The sequence below is a fragment of the Streptomyces sp. DSM 42067 genome (assembly GCF_055792885.1).
This window is the reverse complement of sequence record NZ_CM147706.1, coordinates 3,658,414-3,677,117: the sequence shown is the minus strand read 5'-3', so window position 1 is coordinate 3,677,117 and position 18,704 is coordinate 3,658,414. Positions and strand designations below refer to the sequence as shown.

Below are 18,704 nucleotides of genomic sequence, written 5' to 3'. Positions count from 1 at the left end.
CCGTCCGGTTACCGAACTCCGCCTGCTGCATAGTGCAGTTGGCGTGCGCAAGTCAAGATCTGTCTTTTCTCCCGTGACTCCGGTCCAATAACGGCACTGTTGACGCGCGTATATCCGTGCCGCGCGGCCCTCCATGACCGGGAGCGTGACGTTGCCGCGCCCAGTGGGCAGCGGGACCGACGCGGGGGAAGGACGGACGGTCAAGTGACCAGCAGAAGACGTACGTTCAGAGCCACTGCGGTGGCCGTGGCGTTGGCCACGGCCACCGCGGCGTTCTCGGCCGGCGCCACAGCGCAGGCCGAGGAGGGCCAGGCCCCGGGAGCGGCGGCCATCGAACGCCGCGATCCGGCGCCCGCCAAGGCTCATGTGGACCACGACCTCAAGGGTCCGCTGACGGAGCGCCAGGAGGAGCAGCGGGAAGAGGCCCTGCAGCAGGTCATATCCGGCGACGCCGAGGTGAAGGACCGCGAGGGCTCGAAGGTCGTGAAGCTCGACGACGACAAGTACGTCGAGCTCGGCCGTGAGAAGACCGACCAGATCTTCACGATCCTCGTCGAGTTCGGCGACGAGATCGACAGCAGATACGGCGGCACGGCGGGCCCGGCCCACAACGAGATAGCCGAGCCGGACCGCACCCAGGACAACAGCACGGCCTGGCAGGCGGATTACAACCGGGAGCACTTCCAGGAGCTCTACTTCGGCACCGGGGATGGTGTCGAGTCGATGAAGAAGTACTACGAGAAGCAGTCCTCGGGCCGCTACTCGGTCGACGGCGAGGTCACGGACTGGGTCAAGGTGCCCTACAACGAGGCCCGTTACGGCTCCAACAAATGCGGCAACTGCGCCTGGTACGCGGTGGCCGACGGCGTGAAGGCCTGGGTCGACCAGCAGAAGGCGGCGGGCGAGTCCGACGCGGACATCAAGGCCGACCTGGCGAAGTACGACCTGTGGGACCGCTACGACCACGACGCCGACGGCGACTTCAACGAGGCCGACGGCTACATCGACCACTTCCAGATCGTGCACGCCGGCGAGGACGAGTCCGCGGGCGGCGGCGCCCAGGGCGAAGATGCCATCTGGGCGCACCGCTGGTACGCGTTCGGCACCGACGCCGGCGCCACGGGCCCGGACGGCAACAAGCTGGGCGGTGCCCAGATCGGCGACACCGGCATCTGGGTCGGCGACTACACCATCCAGCCGGAGAACGGCGGACTCGGCGTCTTCGCCCACGAGTACGGTCACGATCTCGGCCTGCCGGACCACTACGACACCTCCGGCGGCGGCGAGAACTCCACCGGCTTCTGGACCCTGATGTCCTCCGGTTCCTGGCTCGGCACCGGTGAGGGGACCATCGGCGATCTGCCCGGCGACATGACCGCCTGGGACAAGTTGCAGCTCGGCTGGCTGGACTACGAGACGGCCAAGGCGGCGACGCGCTCCACGCACAGGCTGGGCGTGGCCGAGTACAACACCGAAGACGCCCAGGCCCTGGTGGTGGAACTGCCCCAGAAGGCGGTGACCACCGAGATCGTGACCCCGGCGCAGGGCGCCACGCAGTGGTGGAGCGGCAGCGGCAACGACCTGAAGAACACCCTCAGCCGGTCCGTGGACCTCACCGGCAAGTCCTCCGCCGCCCTCACCCTCGACGGCTGGTGGGACATCGAGGCGGGCTACGACTACCTCTACACCGAGGTGTCCACCGACGGCGGCGCCAACTGGACGGCGATCGACGGCACGGCGGGCGGCAATCCGATCAGCCGCGACGGCAGCGACAAGCCCGCGCTGGACGGCACGGCCGACGCGTACCAGAAGCTCGTCTACCCGCTCGACGCGTATGCGGGCAAGAAAATCGATCTCCGCTTCCGCTACGCGACCGACGGCGGCCTCGCCAAGAAGGGCTTCGCGGCCGACTCGATCACGGTCACCGCGGACGGCTCGGCGGTCTTCTCCGACGACGCGGAGAGCGCGGACGCCGCCTGGACGGCGACTGGCTTCTCCCGCATCGGGGCTTCCTTCACCAAGGACTACGCGCAGTACTACATCGCGGAGAACCGCCAGTACGTGTCGTACGACAAGACGCTGAAGGCCGGCCCGTACAACTTCGGCTTCGCGGCCACGCGTCCCTCCTGGGTGGAGCACTTCCCGTACCAGAACGGCCTGCTCATCTGGAAGTGGGACACCTCCCAGATGGACAACAACACGAGCGAGCACCCGGGCACCGGCCTGCTGCTGCCGGTCGACGCCCACCCGAAGGCGCTGCGGTGGTCCGACGGCACGCTGATGCGCAACCGCATCCAGACGTACGACGCGCCGTTCACCGAGTACCGGACGGACGGGTTCACGCTGCACAGGGCAGACGTCCCCACGGTGGTCCCGTCGCTGCCGGGCAACCGGATCTTCAACGACCACGTGAACACGTACTACGACGAGAGCAACCCCTTCGGTGGCGTCAAGATCACTGACACCAACACCAAGATCGCGATCGTGAAGGAGTCCTCGAGCGGCTCGACGATCACGCTCAAGGTCTCGGAGGCCACGAAGTAGGACGCGTTTGAGCAGGTCAGAGCATGATCGGCCGTTGCCCTCTGGCGGGTGGCGGCCGATCGTGTTTAGGTGCCTCCTGTGGGTCCGTTATTGACACGACTTCTTACGGGGGTATGTGCGGTATGGCCGCAGGAGGCTTTTGCAAGCTGCCGGACGGAAGCGTGGTCGTCGCACTGACGCTGCCGAACCCCGCCGCGTGCGCGGACGGGCGATACGTCCGGGTGGTCGTGCAGGCGGGCAACCGGGCCCGCGCCCTGACGCGGCTGCGCAACCTCGGCCTGCGCGCGGTCTACCTCCGCGGGAACCTCGCGCCGCCCACGCCGGATGAGATAACGGCGGTCCTGCACCACCCCGAGAACCTGGTGTGGCGCACGGCGCCGGACGACGTCAGGGAGCTCTACCACCCGATAAAGGCGCTCTTCCGCGGCCCGGTGGCCCAGAGGTCGTGAGCGAGGCGCGGGCGGACTCGCGCGAGGTGCCGACCGGCTACACGACGGGTTTGCCCGTCAGCTCCACTCCCGCCTCGCGCATCTCCTCGAGCGCGTGCTCCGTCGTCTCCTCCGAGACCCCGGCGGTGAGGTCCAGCAGGACCTGGGTGCGGAACCCCTCGCGGGCCGCGTCCAGCGCGGTCGCGCGCACACAGTGGTCCGTGGCTATGCCCACCACGTCGACCTCGGTGATCTGGCGGGCCCGCAGCCACTCGACCAGCGGCGTCCCGTTCTCGTCGACGCCCTCGAAGCCGCTGTACGCCGCCGCGTACGCGCCCTTGTCGAAGACCGCGTCGATCGCTCCGGAGGCGACCGCCGGGGCGAAGTTGGGGTGGAAGCCGACGCCCTCCGTGCCCGCCACGCAGTGCGCGGGCCACGAGTGGCGGAAGTCCGGCCGGTCCGAGAAGTGGTCACCGGGGGCGATGTGGTGGTCGCGGGTGGCGACGACATGGCGATAGCCGGCGGGGGCCTGGCCGATCAGCTCGGTGATGGCGGCAGCGACATCGGCACCCCCTGCGACCGCGAGGCTGCCGCCCTCGCAGAAGTCGTTCTGCACGTCTACGACGATCAAGGCGCGGCGCATGGTGGCTGTCCTTCGGCTGGCTGTGACGTCCCGAGGAGGGCTCCCCGGGCCCCCGCTGCGGGGGTCTCGGATGGGCTGCGGCTCGGCCTGTGGAACCGAGCCTAGAGACTTCAAATGCGTTGCGGGAGGGGGTCCTTGCCCGCCTGTGGATTCGAATGTGCGCTGTCGTTGCATTCCCGCTCACCCGGCGTTCATGCGCGGACGATCCCACGCGCGCCGTTCCGCACCGGCAGCACCAGAGGGATCACAGGCGCCGTCCGGTCCGGGTGGTGCCGGCGGTGTCAGACGTACTCGGTCGGGATCACCGGCTCGCCCCGGGACAGCTGGATCGCCGACAGCGGCAGCCGGTCGCGGGCCTCGAAGTGCCTGTCGCGGACCACGTCGAGCGGCTCGCGGGCGACAACCGAGCCGCCCTTGACCAGCTCGACCAGCAGCTGCCGGTCCTGGAGTGCGGCCGGGACCGGGCCGGTACCGATCACCTCCGCCTCGGCCACTCCCTCCTCGTCGAGCCGCCGCGCGGCCCACTTGCGGCCGCCGATCGACGTCTTGCCGCCCGTCGCCTTCTTCGCGACGGGGATGAGCGGAGCCGCCGGGTCGGTGCTCTCGGCGCGCGCCACCAGCTTGTAGACCATCGAGCACGTGGGGTGCCCGGAGCCAGTGACCAGCTGAGTGCCGACCCCGTACGCGTCCACGGGCGCGGCCCGCAGCGATGCGATCGCGTACTCGTCCAGGTCCGACGTCACGACGATCCTCGTCTTCTTGGCGCCCAGCTCGTCCAGCTGCTGGCGCACCCGGTGCGCGACCAGCAGCAGATCGCCGGAGTCGATGCGCACGGCGCCGAGCTCGGGGCCCGCGACCTCGACGGCGGTGCGCACGGCCTCGGCCACGTCGTACGTGTCGACCAGCAGCGTCGTACCGGTGCCGAGGCAGGCCACCTGGGCCTCGAACGCGTCGCGTTCGGTGTCGTGCAGCAGCGTGAAGGCGTGTGCGGACGTGCCGACCGTCGGGATGCCGTAGCGGAAGCCGGCGGCCAGGTCGGAGGTGCTCGTGAAGCCGCCGACGTAGGCGGCCCGCGAGGCGGCGACGGCCGCCAGCTCGTGGGTGCGGCGGGCGCCCATCTCGATCAGCGGGCGGTCCCCGGCCGCCGACGACATGCGCGACGCGGCGGCGGCGATCGCCGAGTCGTGGTTGAGGATCGAAAGGATCACGGTCTCAAGGAGCACGCACTCCGCGAAGGAGCCCTCGACCCGCAGGATCGGGGAGCCGGGGAAGTAGACCTCGCCCTCGGGATAGCCCCAGATGTCGCCGGTGAAGCGGTACTCGGAGAGCCATGCGAGCGTGGGCTCGTCCACGACGCCGCGCTCGCGCAGGAAGCCGAGGACGCCCTCGTCGAACCGGAAGTTCTCCACGGCGTCAAGCACCCGGCCGGTGCCAGCCACGACGCCGTAGCGGCGGCCCTCGGGCAGTCTGCGCGTGAAGACCTCGAAGACCGACCGCCGGCCGGCCGTGCCCGCGCGCAGGGCGGCCTGCAGCATCGTCAGCTCGTAGTGGTCCGTGAAGAGCGCCGTGGAGGGAACATCCACCGGCAGGCGCAGATCCGGGGCATTCACTGTGGATCTCCTCGAGATGACTCGTGGGCACCCCGGTCGCGTCCGGGGCCCGGGGCTTCTCGCCCCGGAGTTGCGGCATACGAGCGATGCTACCCCCAAATCTCGTCACTCTGACGATTTCCATGGGCTGATTTGCGCCGGACACCGCCGGGGCGTTTGTGCGGTCGCCCACCCCAAGTGGCAGCATGGGCCGTGTGACGGCCCCAGCACCCCTAGAAGTCGAACGCCCAGAGTCCGCGGAGGAGTCCTTCGCCGTACCCGAGCCCGACGTCCCCTGGGTCACGATCGTCCACAACGACCCGGTCAATCTGATGAGCTACGTGACGTACGTCTTCCAGGCCTACTTCGGGTACTCCAAGGACAAGGCCACCAAACTGATGCTCGACGTCCACCACAAGGGCAGGGCGGTGGTGTCCAGCGGGACGCGCGAAGAGATGGAACGCGACGTACAGGCCATGCACGGCTACGGCCTGTGGGCCACCCTTCAGCAGGACCGGAAGTAGCGGCTCACCCTCAGGACCCGAAGCAGCGACTCTCCCTCAGGACCGGAAGCAGCGACTCTCCCTTATGCCAGGACACTTCGAACCGATCTCCGGGGGCGGCGCGGCCGTCGCGCTCGACGAGGTCGAGATCTCCATCATCCGGTCGCTGGCGGTCCAGCTTCTGGAGCTCGTCGGACCGGGGCCGGGCGGGGACGCCTCCGACGACCCCCTTGCCGAACTCTTCGCGGAGGGCCCGAGCGAGCCGCCCTCCGACCCCGTGCTGCAGCGGCTCTTCCCGGACGCGTACAGCGGGCCCGGCGGCGAGGAGGCCACGCCCGGCGACGACGACGAGCTGCGGGCGCACTCCGCAGAGTTCCGCCGCTTCACCGAGAACGACCTGCGGGCGAGGAAGCGCGACGACGCCCTCGCGGTGATCCGTTCCCTGGACGCATTGACGGTCGCGGGCCATGGCGGCGCCGTTCTCGAGCTGACGCCCGATGAGTCACGGCAGTGGCTCGGCGCGCTCAACGACCTGCGCCTGGCCATCGGCTCCCGCCTCGACATCGCGGACGAGGAGGACACCGATGTGCTCTACCGGCTGCCGGACGAGGATCCGCGCAAGCCGATGGTGATGGCGTATCTGTGGCTCGGCGGACTGCAGGAGACGCTGGTCGACACCTTGATGCCCTGACGTACCGCCGGATCTGCCTCCCGTCTCCCGATATGGGGGACTTGCCAAGTCAGGGGGCCCTGGAGGGTGTTCGCTCAGCGAACACTCAAATCCGGATAACGATCCTGTCACCAAAGCGATGGCTTATGGCGGGTTGAGGGCTCTTTTGTCCGCTTCTTCCTGTGGTGTGTGCCATATCCGCCTCAACCGATCACCCCTGCGGCCGTGATAGATCTTCACGACCACCCGACGGGGCCACCCATGCCCCGGCCGGGGGCGCCCACGCCGGCAGACCGCCGGTCGGCACAGCTCCATCACATCCAGGGGGATCGAGACCCGATCCGAAGCCGGGACGGCTCGGATCGGCATGGAGAAAGGCGCACACCAGCATGACCTCAGCGCAGGTCGATAAGCATCGCGACGGCAATGAGGCCGTGGGCGGCGACGCCCCCGAAGAGGGGTACGAGCGCGGGCTCGGCAGCCGTCAGGTCCAGATGATCGCCATCGGCGGCGCCATCGGCGTCGGACTCTTCCTCGGCGCGGGTGCCAACATCGCCAAGGCGGGCCCCAGCCTCATCCTGATGTACGCCCTCGCGGGCGTGATCATCTTCTTCATCATGCGGGCGCTCGGCGAGCTCCTGCTCTACCGCCCGGTCTCGGGCTCCTTCGCGGAGTACTCCCGCGAGTTCCTCGGCCCGTTCTTCGGCTACTTCACCGGCTGGACGTACTGGCTGATGTGGGTCGTCACCGGCATGGCGGAGCTCACCGCCGCCGCGATCTACGTCAACTACTGGTTCCCGTCGATCCCGCGGTGGGTCACGGCCCTGGTCTTCCTGGTGGTCCTCTTCGCGGCCAACCTGATCTCGGTGAGGCTCTTCGGCGAGATCGAGTTCTGGTTCTCGATGGTCAAGGTCACCGCGCTCATCGGCATGATCGTGATCGGCCTCGGCGTCCTCACCTTCGGATTCAGCTCCGCGGGCGACACTGCCGCCGTCTCCAACCTCTGGGCCTTCGACGGCTTCTTCCCGAAGGGCGTCGGCTCCTCGCTGATGACCCTGCAGGGCGTCATGTTCGCCTACCTCGCCGTCGAGCTCGTCGGCGTCACGGCCGGTGAGTCCGAGAACCCCGAGAAGACGCTCCCCAAGGCGATCAACACCCTGCCCTGGCGTATCGCGCTCTTCTACGTCGGTGCCCTCACGGTCATCCTCTGCGTCGTGAAGTGGACCGAGTTCGCGCCCGGCGTGAGCCCGTTCGTCGCCGCCTTCGCCAAGATCGGCATTCCGGCCGGCGCCGCCATCGTGAACTTCGTGGTGCTCACCGCGGCCCTGTCGTCGTGCAACTCCGGCATGTACTCCACCGGCCGCATGCTGCGCACCCTGGCCGACAACGGCGAGGCGCCCAAGGTCTTCAACAAGCTGTCCGCTTCCAAGACGCCCGCGTTCGGCATCACGGTCTCCGTGCTCTTCATGGGCATCGGCGTGGTCCTCAACTACATCGTCCCGGAGAAGGCCTTCGGCTACGTCACCTCGGTGGCGACCGCGGCCGGCATCTGGACCTGGCTGATGATCCTCGTCAGCCACATCCTGTACCGCCGCGCGGTCGACGCCGGGCGCCTGCCCGCGTCCTCCTTCCCCGCACCGGGCGGCGCGGTGTGCAGCTGGATCGCGGTCCTGTTCCTGCTGTTCGTCACCGGCCTGATCGCGTACGACGCCGACTCCCGGATCTGCCTGTACGTCATGGCCGGCTGGGCCGCCGCGCTGGCCATCGGCTGGTACGTGCTGAAGGCCCGGAACCCGCAGGTCGCGGAGCGCCACGAGCGCTCGCTCGAGAAAGTCGGCTGAGCTCCGGCCCGACGCGCAGCGTCCAGGACGCGAGCCGTGTGCAGCATGCGGCAGCGTCCAGCATGCGGGCCGCCCGTACCACCCTTCGGTACGGGCGGCCCGCCCGCATATCCTGAGCGGCATGCTCACCATCACCCAGGCCCTTCACGACCAGATCGTCGCGCACGCGCGCCAGGACCACCCCGACGAGGCGTGCGGCGTCGTCGCGGGCCCCGTGGGCTCCGGCCGCCCCGAGCGGTTCATCCCGATGCTGAACGCCGCCCGCTCGCCGACGTTCTACGAGTTCGACTCCGGCGATCTGCTCAAGCTCTACCGCGAGATGGACGACCGCGACGAGGAGCCCGTGGTCATCTACCACTCGCACACGGCCACCGAGGCCTATCCCTCGCGCACCGACATCTCGTACGCCAACGAGCCGGGCGCCCACTACGTGCTGGTGTCCACGGCGGACACCGACGACGCCGGGCCCTTCCAGTTCCGCTCCTTCCGCATCGTCGACGGCGAGATCACGGAGGAGGAAGTGAAGATCGTCGAGGCCTACGGCTGAGCGGCTGCTGACCGGAAACCGGCGAAAGGGCGCGGCCCTTGGCGGAGCCCGTCCGGCTGGCGAACCGGAATCGTCCAGCACGTGAGATCCCATTCCGGAGACCGGACCGGGAATCGATACGATGACCCCATGGTTATCGACGACGTGAGCGACAAGACGCCGGGCATGCTGCTCGTGGCGCGGCTGCACGTCGACCTGTGCAGGCTGGCCAGCGCCATCTGTCCGCGCTGAGCCGTCCCGCCGTACGGCAGTGAGCCGCGGCGCCCTCACGTAGCACCGCACGTACGCAGCGCAGCCGCGCGCCCACCGACCAGAATTCTTCCGACAGGAGCCCACTCCATGGCCATCGAGGTCCGCATCCCGACCATCCTCCGCCAGTACACCGACGGTGCGAAGGCCGTCGAGGGCAGCGGGGACACCCTCGCCGCGCTCTTCGCCGACCTCGAGACCCGGCACGCCGGAATCCAGGCCCGGATCGTGGACGGCGGCGAGCTGCGCCGCTTCGTCAACGTCTACCTGAACGACGAGGACGTCCGCTTCCTCGACGGCATCAACACCAAGGTGGCCGACGGCGACAGCGTGACGATCCTGCCGGCCGTGGCCGGCGGTATGGCCTGATCGGCATGCGGTACGACTCCCCCCTCGCAGCCGTCGGCAACACGCCGCTCGTCCGGCTGCCCCGGCTCTCGCCGTCCGAGGACGTCCGGATCTGGGCGAAGCTCGAGGACCGCAACCCGACCGGCTCGGTCAAGGACCGCCCCGCGCTGTTCATGATCGAGCAGGCCGAGAAGGACGGCCGGCTCACCCCCGGCTGCACCATCCTCGAGCCCACCTCCGGCAACACCGGCATCTCGCTCGCCATGGCCGCCCGGCTCAAGGGCTACCGCATGGTGTGCGTCATGCCGGAGAACACCTCGCAGGAGCGCCGCGACCTGCTCGGCATGTGGGGCGCGGAGATCATCCCCAGCCCCGCCGCGGGCGGCTCCAACACCGCCGTACGCATCGCCAAGGAGCTCGCCGGGCAGCACCCGGACTGGGTGATGCTCTACCAGTACGGCAACCCGGACAACGCGGGCGCGCACTACGCGACGACCGGCCCGGAGATCCTCGCCGACCTGCCGTCCGTCACGCACTTCGTGGCGGGCCTCGGCACGACGGGGACGCTCATGGGCGTCGGCCGCTACCTGCGCGAGCACAAGCCGGACGTCAAGATCGTCGCCGCCGAGCCGCGGTACGACGACCTCGTCTACGGGCTGCGGAACCTCGACGAGGGCTTCGTACCCGAACTGTACGACGCGTCCGTGCTGACCACCCGCTTCTCGGTCGGCTCCGCCGACGCCGTGACCCGCACCCGGGAACTCCTCCAGCAGGAGGGGATCTTCGCGGGCGTCTCCACGGGCGCCGCGCTGCACGCCGCGATCGGCGTGGGGAAGAAGGCGGTCAAGGCGGGCGAGTCCGCGGACATCGTCTTCATCGTCGCCGACGGCGGCTGGAAGTACCTGTCGACCGGCGTCTACACCGCGGCCACGACGGAAGAGGCCATCGAGACGCTGCACGGGCAGCTCTGGGCCTGAGCCGGCTTCGCCTTGTCCACAGGCGGTGCATCGCGCCTGCGGAACGGCCCACAGGGCGGCGGCTAACGCGCGAGATGGCGGACCTGGTCCCACAGGACCGGGTCCGCCACGCCGGCCCGTCGCCGGAATTCCCATACGGCCACGTTCCGCAGCTCGTCCGTCTCCAGGAAGCTCGGGCGGCCCTGCGCATCGCCCACGGATCCCGGTGGCAGCGGGATCACGCCCGGGCGCTCGTCGCGGTACTTGCTGGTGATCTTGGCCACCAGCGCGGTGTCGCCGTGCACCGACAGCACCAGACACGGCCGGTCCTTGGCCCGCCCGGTACCCCGCGTCGCCCCGTCCGGCCTGACCGAGGCGCCCCCGGCTCGCTCGTACGGCACGTTCGCCCACCAGATCTCCGCCGGCTTCGGCCTGGGGGCCACGCGTCGCCGCGGCTGCTCCGGCCGCTCACCGGGCCGTCCCGGCGGCCTGGTCCTGCGGCGCCGGCGCCGCACGCGGTACGGCCCCCAGCTGTCGACCAGCGTTGCGACCAGGGCGAGCAGCACCACGGCGGCCAGGGCGAGCCACCAGGACGTGTCCATGTACCGACGGTACCGGCGGGCCCCGTTCGCTGCGCGCCCCGCCTCCCGCGCGCGTAACCGCACAGCCGTCCGATCCGGTGACACAGCAGGTGAGTTCGCCCACAACAGACCGTGACGGAGAAGCGACGGAGCCTTTTGCGCCTTACGCTCGACGCACCGCACGACCCCCGTTTTCTCATCCTGCCAGCGGAGGTTTCTGCTCCATGAAGCTCACCGTCGTCGGCTGCTCGGGGTCGTTCCCGTCCGCGGAATCGGCCTGCTCGAGCTACCTCGTCGAGGCCGACGGCTTCCGGCTGCTCCTCGACATGGGCAACGGCGCCCTGGGCGAGCTGCAGCGCCACTGCGGTCTCTACGACCTCGACGCGATCTTCCTCAGCCATCTGCACGCCGACCACTGCATCGACATGTGCGCCTACTTCGTGGCGCGCTACTACCGGCACGACGGCGGCCGCGCCGCTCCGATCCCCGTCTACGGACCCGAGGGCACGGAGCAGCGACTGACCACCGCGTACGGCGACACGCCCTCCGCGTCGTCGATGAGCGAGGTCTTCGACTTCCACACCGTCAAGCCGGGCACCTTCGAGATCGGCCCCTTCTCCGTGCACACGGAGAGAGTGCGCCACCCCGTCGAGGCGTACGGCATCCGCCTCGAGCACGGCGGTTCCTCGCTGACGTACTCCGGGGACACCGGTGTGTGCGACTCCCTGGTCGAACTCGCCGTGGACACCGATCTCTTCCTGTGCGAGGCCGCCTTCACCCACGGCAAGGAGAACATCCCCCATCTCCATCTCAACGGCCGCGAGGCGGGTCAGACCGCCCAGCGCGCCGGGGTCCGGCGTCTCGTCCTGACCCATATCCCGCCGTGGACGGACCCCGAGGTCAATCTGGCGGACGCCCGCGCGGTGTTCGACGGTCCGGCGGAACTGGCGGTGCCGGCGGCGACGTACGAGATCTGAGGCGCGTCCCACGACTGATACGGCCGAAGGCCCTCGGAACCTCCGGGTTCCGAGGGCCTTCGGCCGCTTGTACGAGGGACTTCAGACGGGCACCGACCGGCTCACGCCTTGGTGAGGTCCTCGACCTCCTCCTCGGGCTCGCGGCCCGGGGTCGGCAGGTTGAACTTGGTGATGGCGAAGCGGAACACCGTGTAGTAGACGGCGGCGAAGACAAGGCCGATCGGGATGATCAGCCACGGCTTGGTGGCCAGGTTCCAGTTCAGCAGGTAGTCGATGGCGCCCGCGGAGAAGGTGAATCCGGCGTGGACGCCGAGCGCCCATGTCACGGCCAGCGAGATCGCGGTGAGCACCGCGTGGATCGCGTACAGCACCGGCGCGATGAACATGAACGAGAACTCGATCGGCTCGGTGACACCCGTGACGAAGGAGGTCAGGGCGAGGGAGATCATCATGCCCAGGACGGCCTTGCGGCGCTCCGGGCGCGCGGAGTGTGCGATGGCGAGGGCGGCGGCCGGGAGACCGAACATCATGATCGGGAAGAAGCCGGACATGAACATACCGGCGTCCGGGTCGCCCGCGAAGAAGCGGTTCAGGTCGCCGTGCACGACCTCGCCTGCGGCGTTGGTGAAGTCACCGAGCTGGAACCAGGCGACGGTGTTCACGAACTGGTGCATACCCACCGGGATCAGCGCACGGTTGATGGCGCCGAAGAGGCCGGCACCAGCGGCACCGAGACCCGTCATCCACTCGCCGAAGCTGCTGATGCCCTCACCGATGGGCTCCCAGACCAGACCGAAGACGACGCCGACCAGGGTGCCGACGAAGGCCATGATGATCGGGACGAGCCGGCGCCCGTTGAAGAAGCCGAGCCAGTCGACCAGCTTGGTGCGGTGGAACTTCTGCCACAGCACGGCGGCCAGCAGACCCATGACGATGCCGCCGAGGACGCCCGGGTTGTTGTAGGTCGCGGCTATGTCGGCGCCGTCCTGGACCTTCGCCTCGGTGACCGGGAAGGCCTTCAGCACGTTGCTGTAGACGAGGAAGCCGACCAGCGCGGCGAGCGCGGTGGAGCCGTCGGACTTCTTGGCGAAGCCGATGGCGACACCGATGCAGAAGAGCATCGGCAGATTGTCGAAGACAGCGCCGCCGGCGGTGGCGAAGACGGAAGCGACCTTGTCCCAGCCGAGCCCGTCGGCGCCGAAGACGTCCGGCTGGCCGAGGCGCAGCAGGATGCCCGCGGCGGGCAGCACGGCGATCGGCAGCTGCAGGCTGCGGCCGATCTTCTGCAGGCCCTGGAACAGGCCCGAGCCCCACTTCTTGGCGGGGGCGGCCGTAGCGGTGGCCGTACTCATGCTTCCTCCATGTGCCAGGGTGCTGCCGGGGACATGGGAAGATGGGGTGGGCAGCATCCACGTGGTCTACACCAGTCAGTGGTGTAGACCTGTTTGTAGCACGGTGGGGGCTCGATGGTGAAGGCCGGATAAGGGTGAGATGTCTCCGTAACGGCGCGGCTACGCCATGGTGATGTCCTCTAGGCCTTGGTGATGTCCTCGACCTCTTCCTCGGGCTCGCGGCCCGGGGTCTTCAGATCGAACCGCGTGATGGCGAACCGGAAGATCGCGTAATAGAGGACGGCGAAGCCCGCGCCGATGATGAGCAGCAGCCAGGGCTTGGTGGCCAGGCTCCAGTTGATGACGTAGTCGATCAGACCGGCCGAGAAACTGAACCCGTCCTTCGCGCCCAGCCCCCAGGACACCGCCATCGAAACGCCGGTCAGAAATGCGTGGATCACATACAGCACCGGCGCGATGAACAGGAACGAGTACTCGATCGGCTCGGTGATGCCGGTGACGAACGAGGTCAGCGCGACGGACAGCATCATCCCGCCGACGTCCTTGCGGCGATGGGGCTTCGCGCAGTGGTAGATGGCCAGCGCCGCCGCGGGCAGGGCGAACATCATGATCGGGAAGAACCCGGTCTGGAACTGGCCGGCTGTCGGATCGCCCGCCAGGAACCGGTTGATGTCGCCGTGCACCACCGTGCCGTCCGGCTTCGTGTACTGGCCGAACTGGAACCACACGAAGGTGTTCAGGAACTGGTGCAGCCCGAAGACCAGCAGCGCACGGTTGGCCACGCCGAAGACGCCCGCGCCCCAGGAGCTCAGGTCCGAGAGCCACTCGCCGAAACCGGTCAGCCCGGCGCCGATGGGCGGCCACACCCAGACGCACAGGCTGCCGAAGAGGAGCCCGATGAAGGCCATGATGATCGGGACGAGCCGGCGGCCGTTGAAGAAGCCGAGCCAGTCGACCAGCCTCGTGCGGTGGTACCGCTGCCAGACATACGCGGAGATCAGCCCCATGACGATGCCGCCGAAGACGCCCGGGTTCTGGTACGTGGCCGCCGTGAAGCCCTGGTTCTCGTAGTCCACGCAGCCGCCGCCGACCGCCTGGGTGCCGTCCGGGCAGTCCACCGGGAACGCCTGCAGCACCGCGTAGTAGACGAGGAACCCCGCGACCGCGGCGAGCGCCGTCGACCCGTCCGCCTTCTTCGCCATGCCGATCGCGACGCCCACACAGAACAGCAGCGGCAGCCCCAGCTCGGAGTCGAGCAGCGCACCGCCCGCGGCCGCGATGACCTTGGCGACGTCCGTCCAGCCCAGCCCCTCGTCCCCGAAGACGTCCGGCTGGCCGAGCCGGTTGAGGATGCCCGCGGCCGGGAGCACGGCGATGGGCAGCTGAAGGCTACGGCCCATCTTCTGCAATCCCTGGAACAGGCTGTTCCATCGGCTGCGCGCCGGGGCTGCCGCGCTCTCGGCACTCATTCGGCGTCCTCCGGGGGACATGGCGGGATCGGTCCGGAGCTCCGGACCCGGAACTCCGGACCGGAACGGGGCCGGGGTTGGCGGTGGTTGAATACTGGTGTAGACCAGTGGTGGATGGCGGCCGGTGGCGCGTCGCGCAGGCGCTGCACCGTGTTCGTCATCCTTCGGTACGGGTGAGGTGACCGCTCGCGAAGTTGGGCCAACTGTGGGTTACCGTGACAAGGCGGTCATGGTGGGCCGAGTGGACCAGCGGTGAGTCGAGGCCGCGTCCTTCGCCGTACTCCGCGGGGCCACTCCACCGGCGGCAGCCGCCACGGGCCCCCGACCCGGCAGGAATCACAGAGGGAGTAAGAAATGGCCACCAAGGCTGAGAAGATCGTTGCCGGGCTCGGCGGCATCGACAACATCGAAGAGGTCGAGGGCTGCATCACCCGCCTGCGGACCGAGGTCGTCGACCCCAGCAAGGTCGACGAGGCCGCCCTGAAAGCCGCCGGAGCGCACGGCGTGGTCAAGATGGGCACGGCGATCCAGGTCGTCATCGGCACCGACGCCGACCCGATCGCGGCCGACATCGAAGACATGATGTGAGCGAAAACACCATCTGAGCCGGTGAGGGCACCCGCTGAGCCGGTGAGGGCAGCCGCCCGCCCCTGAGCCCCGCCGCACGCGACCGTCCGAGGGCGCTGGCCGAAAGCCCCGTTCCGACCCGACCGGAACGGGGTCTTCACCATTCGGGCTAGGCTCATCAGCATGTCTCGCATCGACGGCCGTACGCCCGAACAGCTCCGTCCCGTCACCATCGAACGCGGCTGGAGCAAGCACGCCGAGGGCTCGGTCCTCATCTCCTTCGGCGACACCAAGGTCTTCTGCACCGCCTCGGTCACCGAAGGCGTCCCGCGCTGGCGCAAGGGCAGCGGCGAGGGCTGGGTCACTGCCGAGTACTCGATGCTGCCCCGCTCCACCAACACCCGCGGCGACCGCGAGTCCGTCAAGGGCAGGATCGGCGGCCGCACCCACGAGATCAGCCGGCTCATCGGCCGCTCCCTGCGCGCCGTCATCGACTACAAGGCACTCGGCGAGAACACCATCGTCCTCGACTGCGACGTCCTCCAGGCCGACGGCGGCACCCGCACCGCCGCCATCACCGGCGCCTACGTCGCCCTCGCCGACGCCGTCGCCTGGGCGCAGAAGAAGAAGCTCGTCAAGGCCGGCCGCAACCCGCTCACCGGCACCGTCTCCGCCGTCTCCGTCGGCATCGTCGGCGGCGTACCGCTCCTCGACCTCTGCTACGAGGAGGACGTCCGTGCCGAGACCGACATGAACGTCGTCTGCACCGGCGACGGCCGGTTCGTCGAGGTCCAGGGCACCGCCGAAGCCGAGCCCTTCGCCCGCGAGGAGCTCAACTCCCTTCTCGACCTGGCCGTTTCCGGCTGCACGGAACTCACGGCCATCCAGCGCGCCGCGCTCGAACAGCAGCGGTAAGAGCTCGCACCCCGGAAGGGCGACGGTGGCATCGGTGACGGTGGCATCGGTAAAGAGGCAACCAAGAAGGCACCTTCCGGCGTTCATACAGATACGGGCGTACGGGCCACACCGTGCGCCCGTCCGCAACCTCCGGGAGGAACCGCCCACATGGCATCGCGCCGCCGACGTAATCGCACCGCCGTCGCCCTGGCGAGCCTGGCGCTCGCCGCGCCGCTCGCCGTCGGCTGCAGCGCCGTCGACACGGCACTGGACTGCGTGCAGACCGCCGACTCCATAGCCGACAGCGTCACCGACCTCCAGCAGGCCGTCGACAACGCCGCCAACGACCCCACCCAGGCCCAGGAGTCGCTGGACTCCATCGAGAAGAACCTGGACGAGATCGGCGACAAGACCGACAACGCCGACGTCAGCAAGGCCGTCGACGAGCTCGGCCAGGCCGTCGCCAACGTCCGCCAGGCCATCGAGAACGGCGACGAGACGCCGGACATCACCCCGGTCACGGACGCGGCGGGCGAACTGACGAAGGTGTGCACGCCGTAGGGCACCGCCTCCGCCGGTACGGACGGGGGCCGGTGCGGGTCGGAGTCCCGCACCCCGCCGCCGGTACGGACGGGAGCCGGGTGCGGGTCGGACTCCGCACCCCTCCGCCCCCGCGATACTGGTGGCATGACCCGCCTGATCCTCGCCACCCGCAACGCCGGAAAGATCACCGAACTCAAGGCGATCCTCGCCGACGCAGGCCTCACCCATGACCTCGTCGGCGCGGACGCCTACCCGGAGATCCCCGACGTCAAGGAGACCGGCGTCACCTTCGCCGAGAACGCCCTGCTCAAGGCCCACGCGCTGGCACAGGCCACCGGCCTGCCCGCCGTCGCCGACGACTCGGGCCTCTGCGTCGACGTACTCGGCGGCGCCCCCGGCATCTTCTCCGCCCGCTGGGCGGGACGCCACGGCGACGACCAGGCCAACCTGGAGCTCCTCCTGGCCCAGCTCTCCGACATCTCCGACGAACACCGCGCCGCCCACTTCGCCTGCGCCGCCGCCCTCGCCCTGCCGGACGGCACGGAGCGCGTCGTGGAGGGCCGCCTCACGGGCACCCTCCGCCACACCCCCGCCGGCACGAACGGCTTCGGCTACGACCCGATCCTCCAGCCGGACGGCGAGACGCGCACGTGCGCGGAGCTCAGCCCCGAGGAGAAGAACGCGATCAGCCACCGGGGGAAGGCGTTCAGGGCGCTGGTGCCGGTGGTGCGGGAACTGCTGGCCTGAGCAGTGGCACAGATGGCCCGCTGAACAAGCAGTGGCACAGATGGCCCGCTGAACACGAAGACCCCGCCGGTCGTGCCGGACGGGGTCTTCGCGTACGTGCGGCCGGAGGGACTCGAACCCTCACGGGTGTTACCCCACTGGGACCTAAACCCAGCGTGACTGCCAGTTCCACCACGGCCGCCTGCCGTCCGGTCATGCTACTGGCCGGACGGCCCGGGCCGGACCTCAGATCCCCAGATCCTTGATGATCTTGGCGACGTGGCCCGTGGCCTTCACGTTGTACAGGGCGCGCTCGACCTTGCCCTCCTCGTCGACGATCACCGTGGAGCGGATGACTCCGACGACCGTCTTGCCGTAGAGCTTCTTCTCGCCGAAGGCGCCGTAGGACTCGAGGACCGACTTGTCGGGGTCGGCCAGGAGGGTGACCTTCAGGTCCTCCTTGTCGCGGAACTTCGCGAGCTTCTCCGGCTTGTCGGGGGAGATGCCGATGACGTCGTAGCCGGCGCCCGCGAGCACCTCGAGGTTGTCCGTGAAGTCGCAGGCCTGCTTGGTGCAGCCAGGGGTGAGGGCGGCCGGGTAGAAGTAGACGATGACCTTGCGGCCCTTGTGGTCGGCGAGGGAGACCTCGGTGCCGTCGGCGTCGGGCAGGGTGAAGGCGGGGGCGGTGTCGCCGGGCTGGAGTCGCTCGCTCATCTTCTTCGGTCTCCTGGCAGTGGGGCGGCAAGGGGGCGGATCCCCGTGGCCGGTTACGGAACGAGGGTAATAGGGGTGCCGTGGGGTGAGGCGGGCCGGAAGCTGACAGACTGTCGCCCACAGACGCAGGTCGACCCGACCCGGCCGGATAACACCGGAACGCCGGCGGAAGACCAGCGGAAGACCCATCGGATACGACCACGGAGGCAGCGCGGTGTCGGATGCCAGGACCCCTGCGCAGATCGAGGCGGACATCAGGCGCCGACGTGAGCGGCTGGCCGAGACGCTCGACGAGATCGGGATGCGGGTGCACCCGAAGACGATCGTCGGGGACGCCAAGGCGAAGGTCGTCTCCAGTGTCGACCACACCCTTGGGCGGGCGTATGTCGGCGTCAACCGGGCCGTGAGCGATGTGCGGGCGCGGCTGGTGTCGGAGGAGGGGGCGCCGCGGCTGGAGCGGATCGTGCCGGTGGCGCTCGTCGTCGTCGGGGTCGTGGGGCTGCTGGCCATGAGCTCGCGCAGGCGGAAGCGCTGACCCCTCCGGGGTGCGGGCGGGGTGG

General features: G+C 69.2%; 21 protein-coding genes and 1 tRNA gene. 15 read left to right on the top strand and 7 right to left on the bottom strand.

Annotated elements, in window-relative coordinates:
- Window positions 1-204: 204 nt before the first annotated feature.
- On the top strand, window positions 205-2,544 hold the full coding sequence (locus ACSMXV_RS17040; RefSeq protein ID WP_473178443.1) for an immune inhibitor A domain-containing protein: 2,340 nt from the start codon (window positions 205-207) through the stop codon (window positions 2,542-2,544).
- A gap of 122 nt (window positions 2,545-2,666) precedes the next feature.
- Window positions 2,667-2,993: a hypothetical protein gene (locus ACSMXV_RS17035; protein WP_181660629.1), complete on the top strand. Its 327-nt coding sequence runs from the start codon at window positions 2,667-2,669 to the stop codon at window positions 2,991-2,993.
- Window positions 2,994-3,030: 37 nt separating this feature from the next.
- Here the strand turns inward: ACSMXV_RS17035 and ACSMXV_RS17030 are convergent, their stop codons facing one another.
- Window positions 3,031-3,615: an isochorismatase family protein gene (locus ACSMXV_RS17030; RefSeq protein ID WP_473178442.1), complete on the bottom strand. Its 585-nt coding sequence runs from the start codon at window positions 3,613-3,615 to the stop codon at window positions 3,031-3,033.
- Window positions 3,616-3,896: 281 nt separating this feature from the next.
- Entirely contained in the window at window positions 3,897-5,225 is a 1,329-nt protein-coding gene (locus ACSMXV_RS17025; RefSeq protein WP_473178441.1) for a nicotinate phosphoribosyltransferase, read from the bottom strand.
- A 185-nt stretch (window positions 5,226-5,410) separates the two neighbouring features.
- On the opposite strand from ACSMXV_RS17025, the gene clpS reads away from it, so the two are divergent.
- The 7 genes from clpS (at window position 5,411) to ACSMXV_RS16990 (ending at window position 10,339) form a co-directional block, all read left to right on the top strand.
- Window positions 5,411-5,728 carry an ATP-dependent Clp protease adapter ClpS gene (clpS, locus tag ACSMXV_RS17020; RefSeq protein WP_181660632.1) on the top strand — a complete coding sequence of 106 codons (318 nt, stop codon included), beginning with the start codon at window positions 5,411-5,413 and terminating at the stop codon, window positions 5,726-5,728.
- Window positions 5,729-5,792: 64 nt separating this feature from the next.
- Complete coding sequence (locus ACSMXV_RS17015) at window positions 5,793-6,398, top strand: DUF2017 domain-containing protein (protein ID WP_473178440.1); 606 nt, start codon at window positions 5,793-5,795, stop codon at window positions 6,396-6,398.
- A 368-nt stretch (window positions 6,399-6,766) separates the two neighbouring features.
- A complete protein-coding gene (locus ACSMXV_RS17010; protein ID WP_473178439.1) occupies window positions 6,767-8,218 on the top strand; it encodes an amino acid permease in 1,452 nt (483 codons plus the stop codon).
- A gap of 121 nt (window positions 8,219-8,339) precedes the next feature.
- Window positions 8,340-8,765, top strand: a complete 426-nt coding sequence (locus tag ACSMXV_RS17005) for a M67 family metallopeptidase (protein WP_473178438.1) — start codon at window positions 8,340-8,342, stop codon at window positions 8,763-8,765.
- A gap of 129 nt (window positions 8,766-8,894) precedes the next feature.
- Complete coding sequence (locus ACSMXV_RS17000; RefSeq protein WP_309484478.1) at window positions 8,895-8,996, top strand: putative leader peptide; 102 nt, start codon at window positions 8,895-8,897, stop codon at window positions 8,994-8,996.
- Window positions 8,997-9,104: 108 nt separating this feature from the next.
- Window positions 9,105-9,383 carry a MoaD/ThiS family protein gene (locus ACSMXV_RS16995; RefSeq protein WP_181660636.1) on the top strand — a complete coding sequence of 93 codons (279 nt, stop codon included), beginning with the start codon at window positions 9,105-9,107 and terminating at the stop codon, window positions 9,381-9,383.
- A gap of 5 nt (window positions 9,384-9,388) precedes the next feature.
- Window positions 9,389-10,339, top strand: a complete 951-nt coding sequence (locus tag ACSMXV_RS16990) for a PLP-dependent cysteine synthase family protein (RefSeq protein ID WP_181660638.1) — start codon at window positions 9,389-9,391, stop codon at window positions 10,337-10,339.
- 62 nt (window positions 10,340-10,401) lie between these two features.
- Here ACSMXV_RS16990 and ACSMXV_RS16985 read toward each other — a convergent pair whose 3' ends face one another.
- On the bottom strand, window positions 10,402-10,920 hold the full coding sequence (locus tag ACSMXV_RS16985) for a type II toxin-antitoxin system PemK/MazF family toxin (protein ID WP_473178437.1): 519 nt from the start codon (window positions 10,918-10,920) through the stop codon (window positions 10,402-10,404).
- Window positions 10,921-11,123: 203 nt separating this feature from the next.
- Here ACSMXV_RS16985 and ACSMXV_RS16980 point away from each other — a divergent pair, with 203 nt between their 5' ends.
- The gene (locus ACSMXV_RS16980) at window positions 11,124-11,876 is read left to right on the top strand and encodes an MBL fold metallo-hydrolase (protein ID WP_473178436.1); all 753 of its coding nucleotides are present in this window, start codon (window positions 11,124-11,126) and stop codon (window positions 11,874-11,876) included.
- 101 nt (window positions 11,877-11,977) lie between these two features.
- Here ACSMXV_RS16980 and ACSMXV_RS16975 read toward each other — a convergent pair whose 3' ends face one another.
- Window positions 11,978-13,228, bottom strand: a complete 1,251-nt coding sequence (locus ACSMXV_RS16975) for a PTS transporter subunit EIIC (protein WP_181660642.1) — start codon at window positions 13,226-13,228, stop codon at window positions 11,978-11,980.
- A gap of 179 nt (window positions 13,229-13,407) precedes the next feature.
- Window positions 13,408-14,697 (bottom strand): PTS transporter subunit EIIC, encoded by a 1,290-nt coding sequence (locus ACSMXV_RS16970; RefSeq protein WP_181660643.1) that lies wholly within the window; start codon window positions 14,695-14,697, stop codon window positions 13,408-13,410.
- Window positions 14,698-15,051: 354 nt separating this feature from the next.
- On the opposite strand from ACSMXV_RS16970, the gene ACSMXV_RS16965 reads away from it, so the two are divergent.
- The 4 genes from ACSMXV_RS16965 (at window position 15,052) to rdgB (ending at window position 17,451) form a co-directional block, all read left to right on the top strand.
- The gene (locus tag ACSMXV_RS16965; protein WP_030569190.1) at window positions 15,052-15,285 is read left to right on the top strand and encodes a PTS sugar transporter subunit IIB; all 234 of its coding nucleotides are present in this window, start codon (window positions 15,052-15,054) and stop codon (window positions 15,283-15,285) included.
- Between the two features lie 162 nt (window positions 15,286-15,447).
- A complete protein-coding gene (gene rph / locus ACSMXV_RS16960) occupies window positions 15,448-16,179 on the top strand; it encodes a ribonuclease PH (protein ID WP_181660644.1) in 732 nt (243 codons plus the stop codon).
- 150 nt (window positions 16,180-16,329) lie between these two features.
- A complete protein-coding gene (locus ACSMXV_RS16955; RefSeq protein WP_473178435.1) occupies window positions 16,330-16,722 on the top strand; it encodes a hypothetical protein in 393 nt (130 codons plus the stop codon).
- A gap of 126 nt (window positions 16,723-16,848) precedes the next feature.
- Window positions 16,849-17,451, top strand: a complete 603-nt coding sequence (gene rdgB, locus ACSMXV_RS16950) for an RdgB/HAM1 family non-canonical purine NTP pyrophosphatase (RefSeq protein ID WP_473178434.1) — start codon at window positions 16,849-16,851, stop codon at window positions 17,449-17,451.
- Window positions 17,452-17,548: 97 nt separating this feature from the next.
- On the opposite strand, the gene ACSMXV_RS16945 is transcribed toward rdgB, so the two are convergent.
- Together ACSMXV_RS16945 and bcp are read right to left on the bottom strand one after the other, a co-directional pair.
- Window positions 17,549-17,632, bottom strand: a tRNA-Leu gene (locus tag ACSMXV_RS16945).
- Between the two features lie 44 nt (window positions 17,633-17,676).
- A complete protein-coding gene (gene bcp / locus ACSMXV_RS16940) occupies window positions 17,677-18,144 on the bottom strand; it encodes a thioredoxin-dependent thiol peroxidase (protein WP_473178433.1) in 468 nt (155 codons plus the stop codon).
- Window positions 18,145-18,358: 214 nt separating this feature from the next.
- Here bcp and ACSMXV_RS16935 point away from each other — a divergent pair, with 214 nt between their 5' ends.
- A complete protein-coding gene (locus tag ACSMXV_RS16935) occupies window positions 18,359-18,679 on the top strand; it encodes a DUF3618 domain-containing protein (RefSeq protein WP_181862534.1) in 321 nt (106 codons plus the stop codon).
- Window positions 18,680-18,704: the final 25 nt, after the last annotated feature.

Excerpts from the sequence above, each read along its gene's own strand:
- ACSMXV_RS17005 (WP_473178438.1), top strand. The coding sequence starts at position 8,340 with ATGCTCACCATCACCCAGGCCCTTCACGACCAGATCGTCGCGCACGCG.
- ACSMXV_RS17035 (WP_181660629.1), top strand. The coding sequence starts at position 2,667 with ATGGCCGCAGGAGGCTTTTGCAAGCTGCCGGACGGAAGCGTGGTCGTC.
- ACSMXV_RS16990 (WP_181660638.1), top strand. The coding sequence starts at position 9,389 with ATGCGGTACGACTCCCCCCTCGCAGCCGTCGGCAACACGCCGCTCGTC.
- ACSMXV_RS16970 (WP_181660643.1), bottom strand. The coding sequence starts at position 14,697 with ATGAGTGCCGAGAGCGCGGCAGCCCCGGCGCGCAGCCGATGGAACAGC.
- ACSMXV_RS16985 (WP_473178437.1), bottom strand. The coding sequence starts at position 10,920 with ATGGACACGTCCTGGTGGCTCGCCCTGGCCGCCGTGGTGCTGCTCGCC.
- ACSMXV_RS16980 (WP_473178436.1), top strand. The coding sequence starts at position 11,124 with ATGAAGCTCACCGTCGTCGGCTGCTCGGGGTCGTTCCCGTCCGCGGAA.
- ACSMXV_RS16965 (WP_030569190.1), top strand. The coding sequence starts at position 15,052 with ATGGCCACCAAGGCTGAGAAGATCGTTGCCGGGCTCGGCGGCATCGAC.
- ACSMXV_RS17015 (WP_473178440.1), top strand. The coding sequence starts at position 5,793 with ATGCCAGGACACTTCGAACCGATCTCCGGGGGCGGCGCGGCCGTCGCG.
- ACSMXV_RS17000 (WP_309484478.1), top strand. The coding sequence starts at position 8,895 with ATGGTTATCGACGACGTGAGCGACAAGACGCCGGGCATGCTGCTCGTG.
- ACSMXV_RS17010 (WP_473178439.1), top strand. The coding sequence starts at position 6,767 with ATGACCTCAGCGCAGGTCGATAAGCATCGCGACGGCAATGAGGCCGTG.
- ACSMXV_RS16995 (WP_181660636.1), top strand. The coding sequence starts at position 9,105 with ATGGCCATCGAGGTCCGCATCCCGACCATCCTCCGCCAGTACACCGAC.
- ACSMXV_RS16955 (WP_473178435.1), top strand. The coding sequence starts at position 16,330 with ATGGCATCGCGCCGCCGACGTAATCGCACCGCCGTCGCCCTGGCGAGC.
- ACSMXV_RS17030 (WP_473178442.1), bottom strand. The coding sequence starts at position 3,615 with ATGCGCCGCGCCTTGATCGTCGTAGACGTGCAGAACGACTTCTGCGAG.
- ACSMXV_RS16975 (WP_181660642.1), bottom strand. The coding sequence starts at position 13,228 with ATGAGTACGGCCACCGCTACGGCCGCCCCCGCCAAGAAGTGGGGCTCG.
- rph (WP_181660644.1), top strand. The coding sequence starts at position 15,448 with ATGTCTCGCATCGACGGCCGTACGCCCGAACAGCTCCGTCCCGTCACC.
- clpS (WP_181660632.1), top strand. The coding sequence starts at position 5,411 with ATGGGCCGTGTGACGGCCCCAGCACCCCTAGAAGTCGAACGCCCAGAG.
- rdgB (WP_473178434.1), top strand. The coding sequence starts at position 16,849 with ATGACCCGCCTGATCCTCGCCACCCGCAACGCCGGAAAGATCACCGAA.
- bcp (WP_473178433.1), bottom strand. The coding sequence starts at position 18,144 with ATGAGCGAGCGACTCCAGCCCGGCGACACCGCCCCCGCCTTCACCCTG.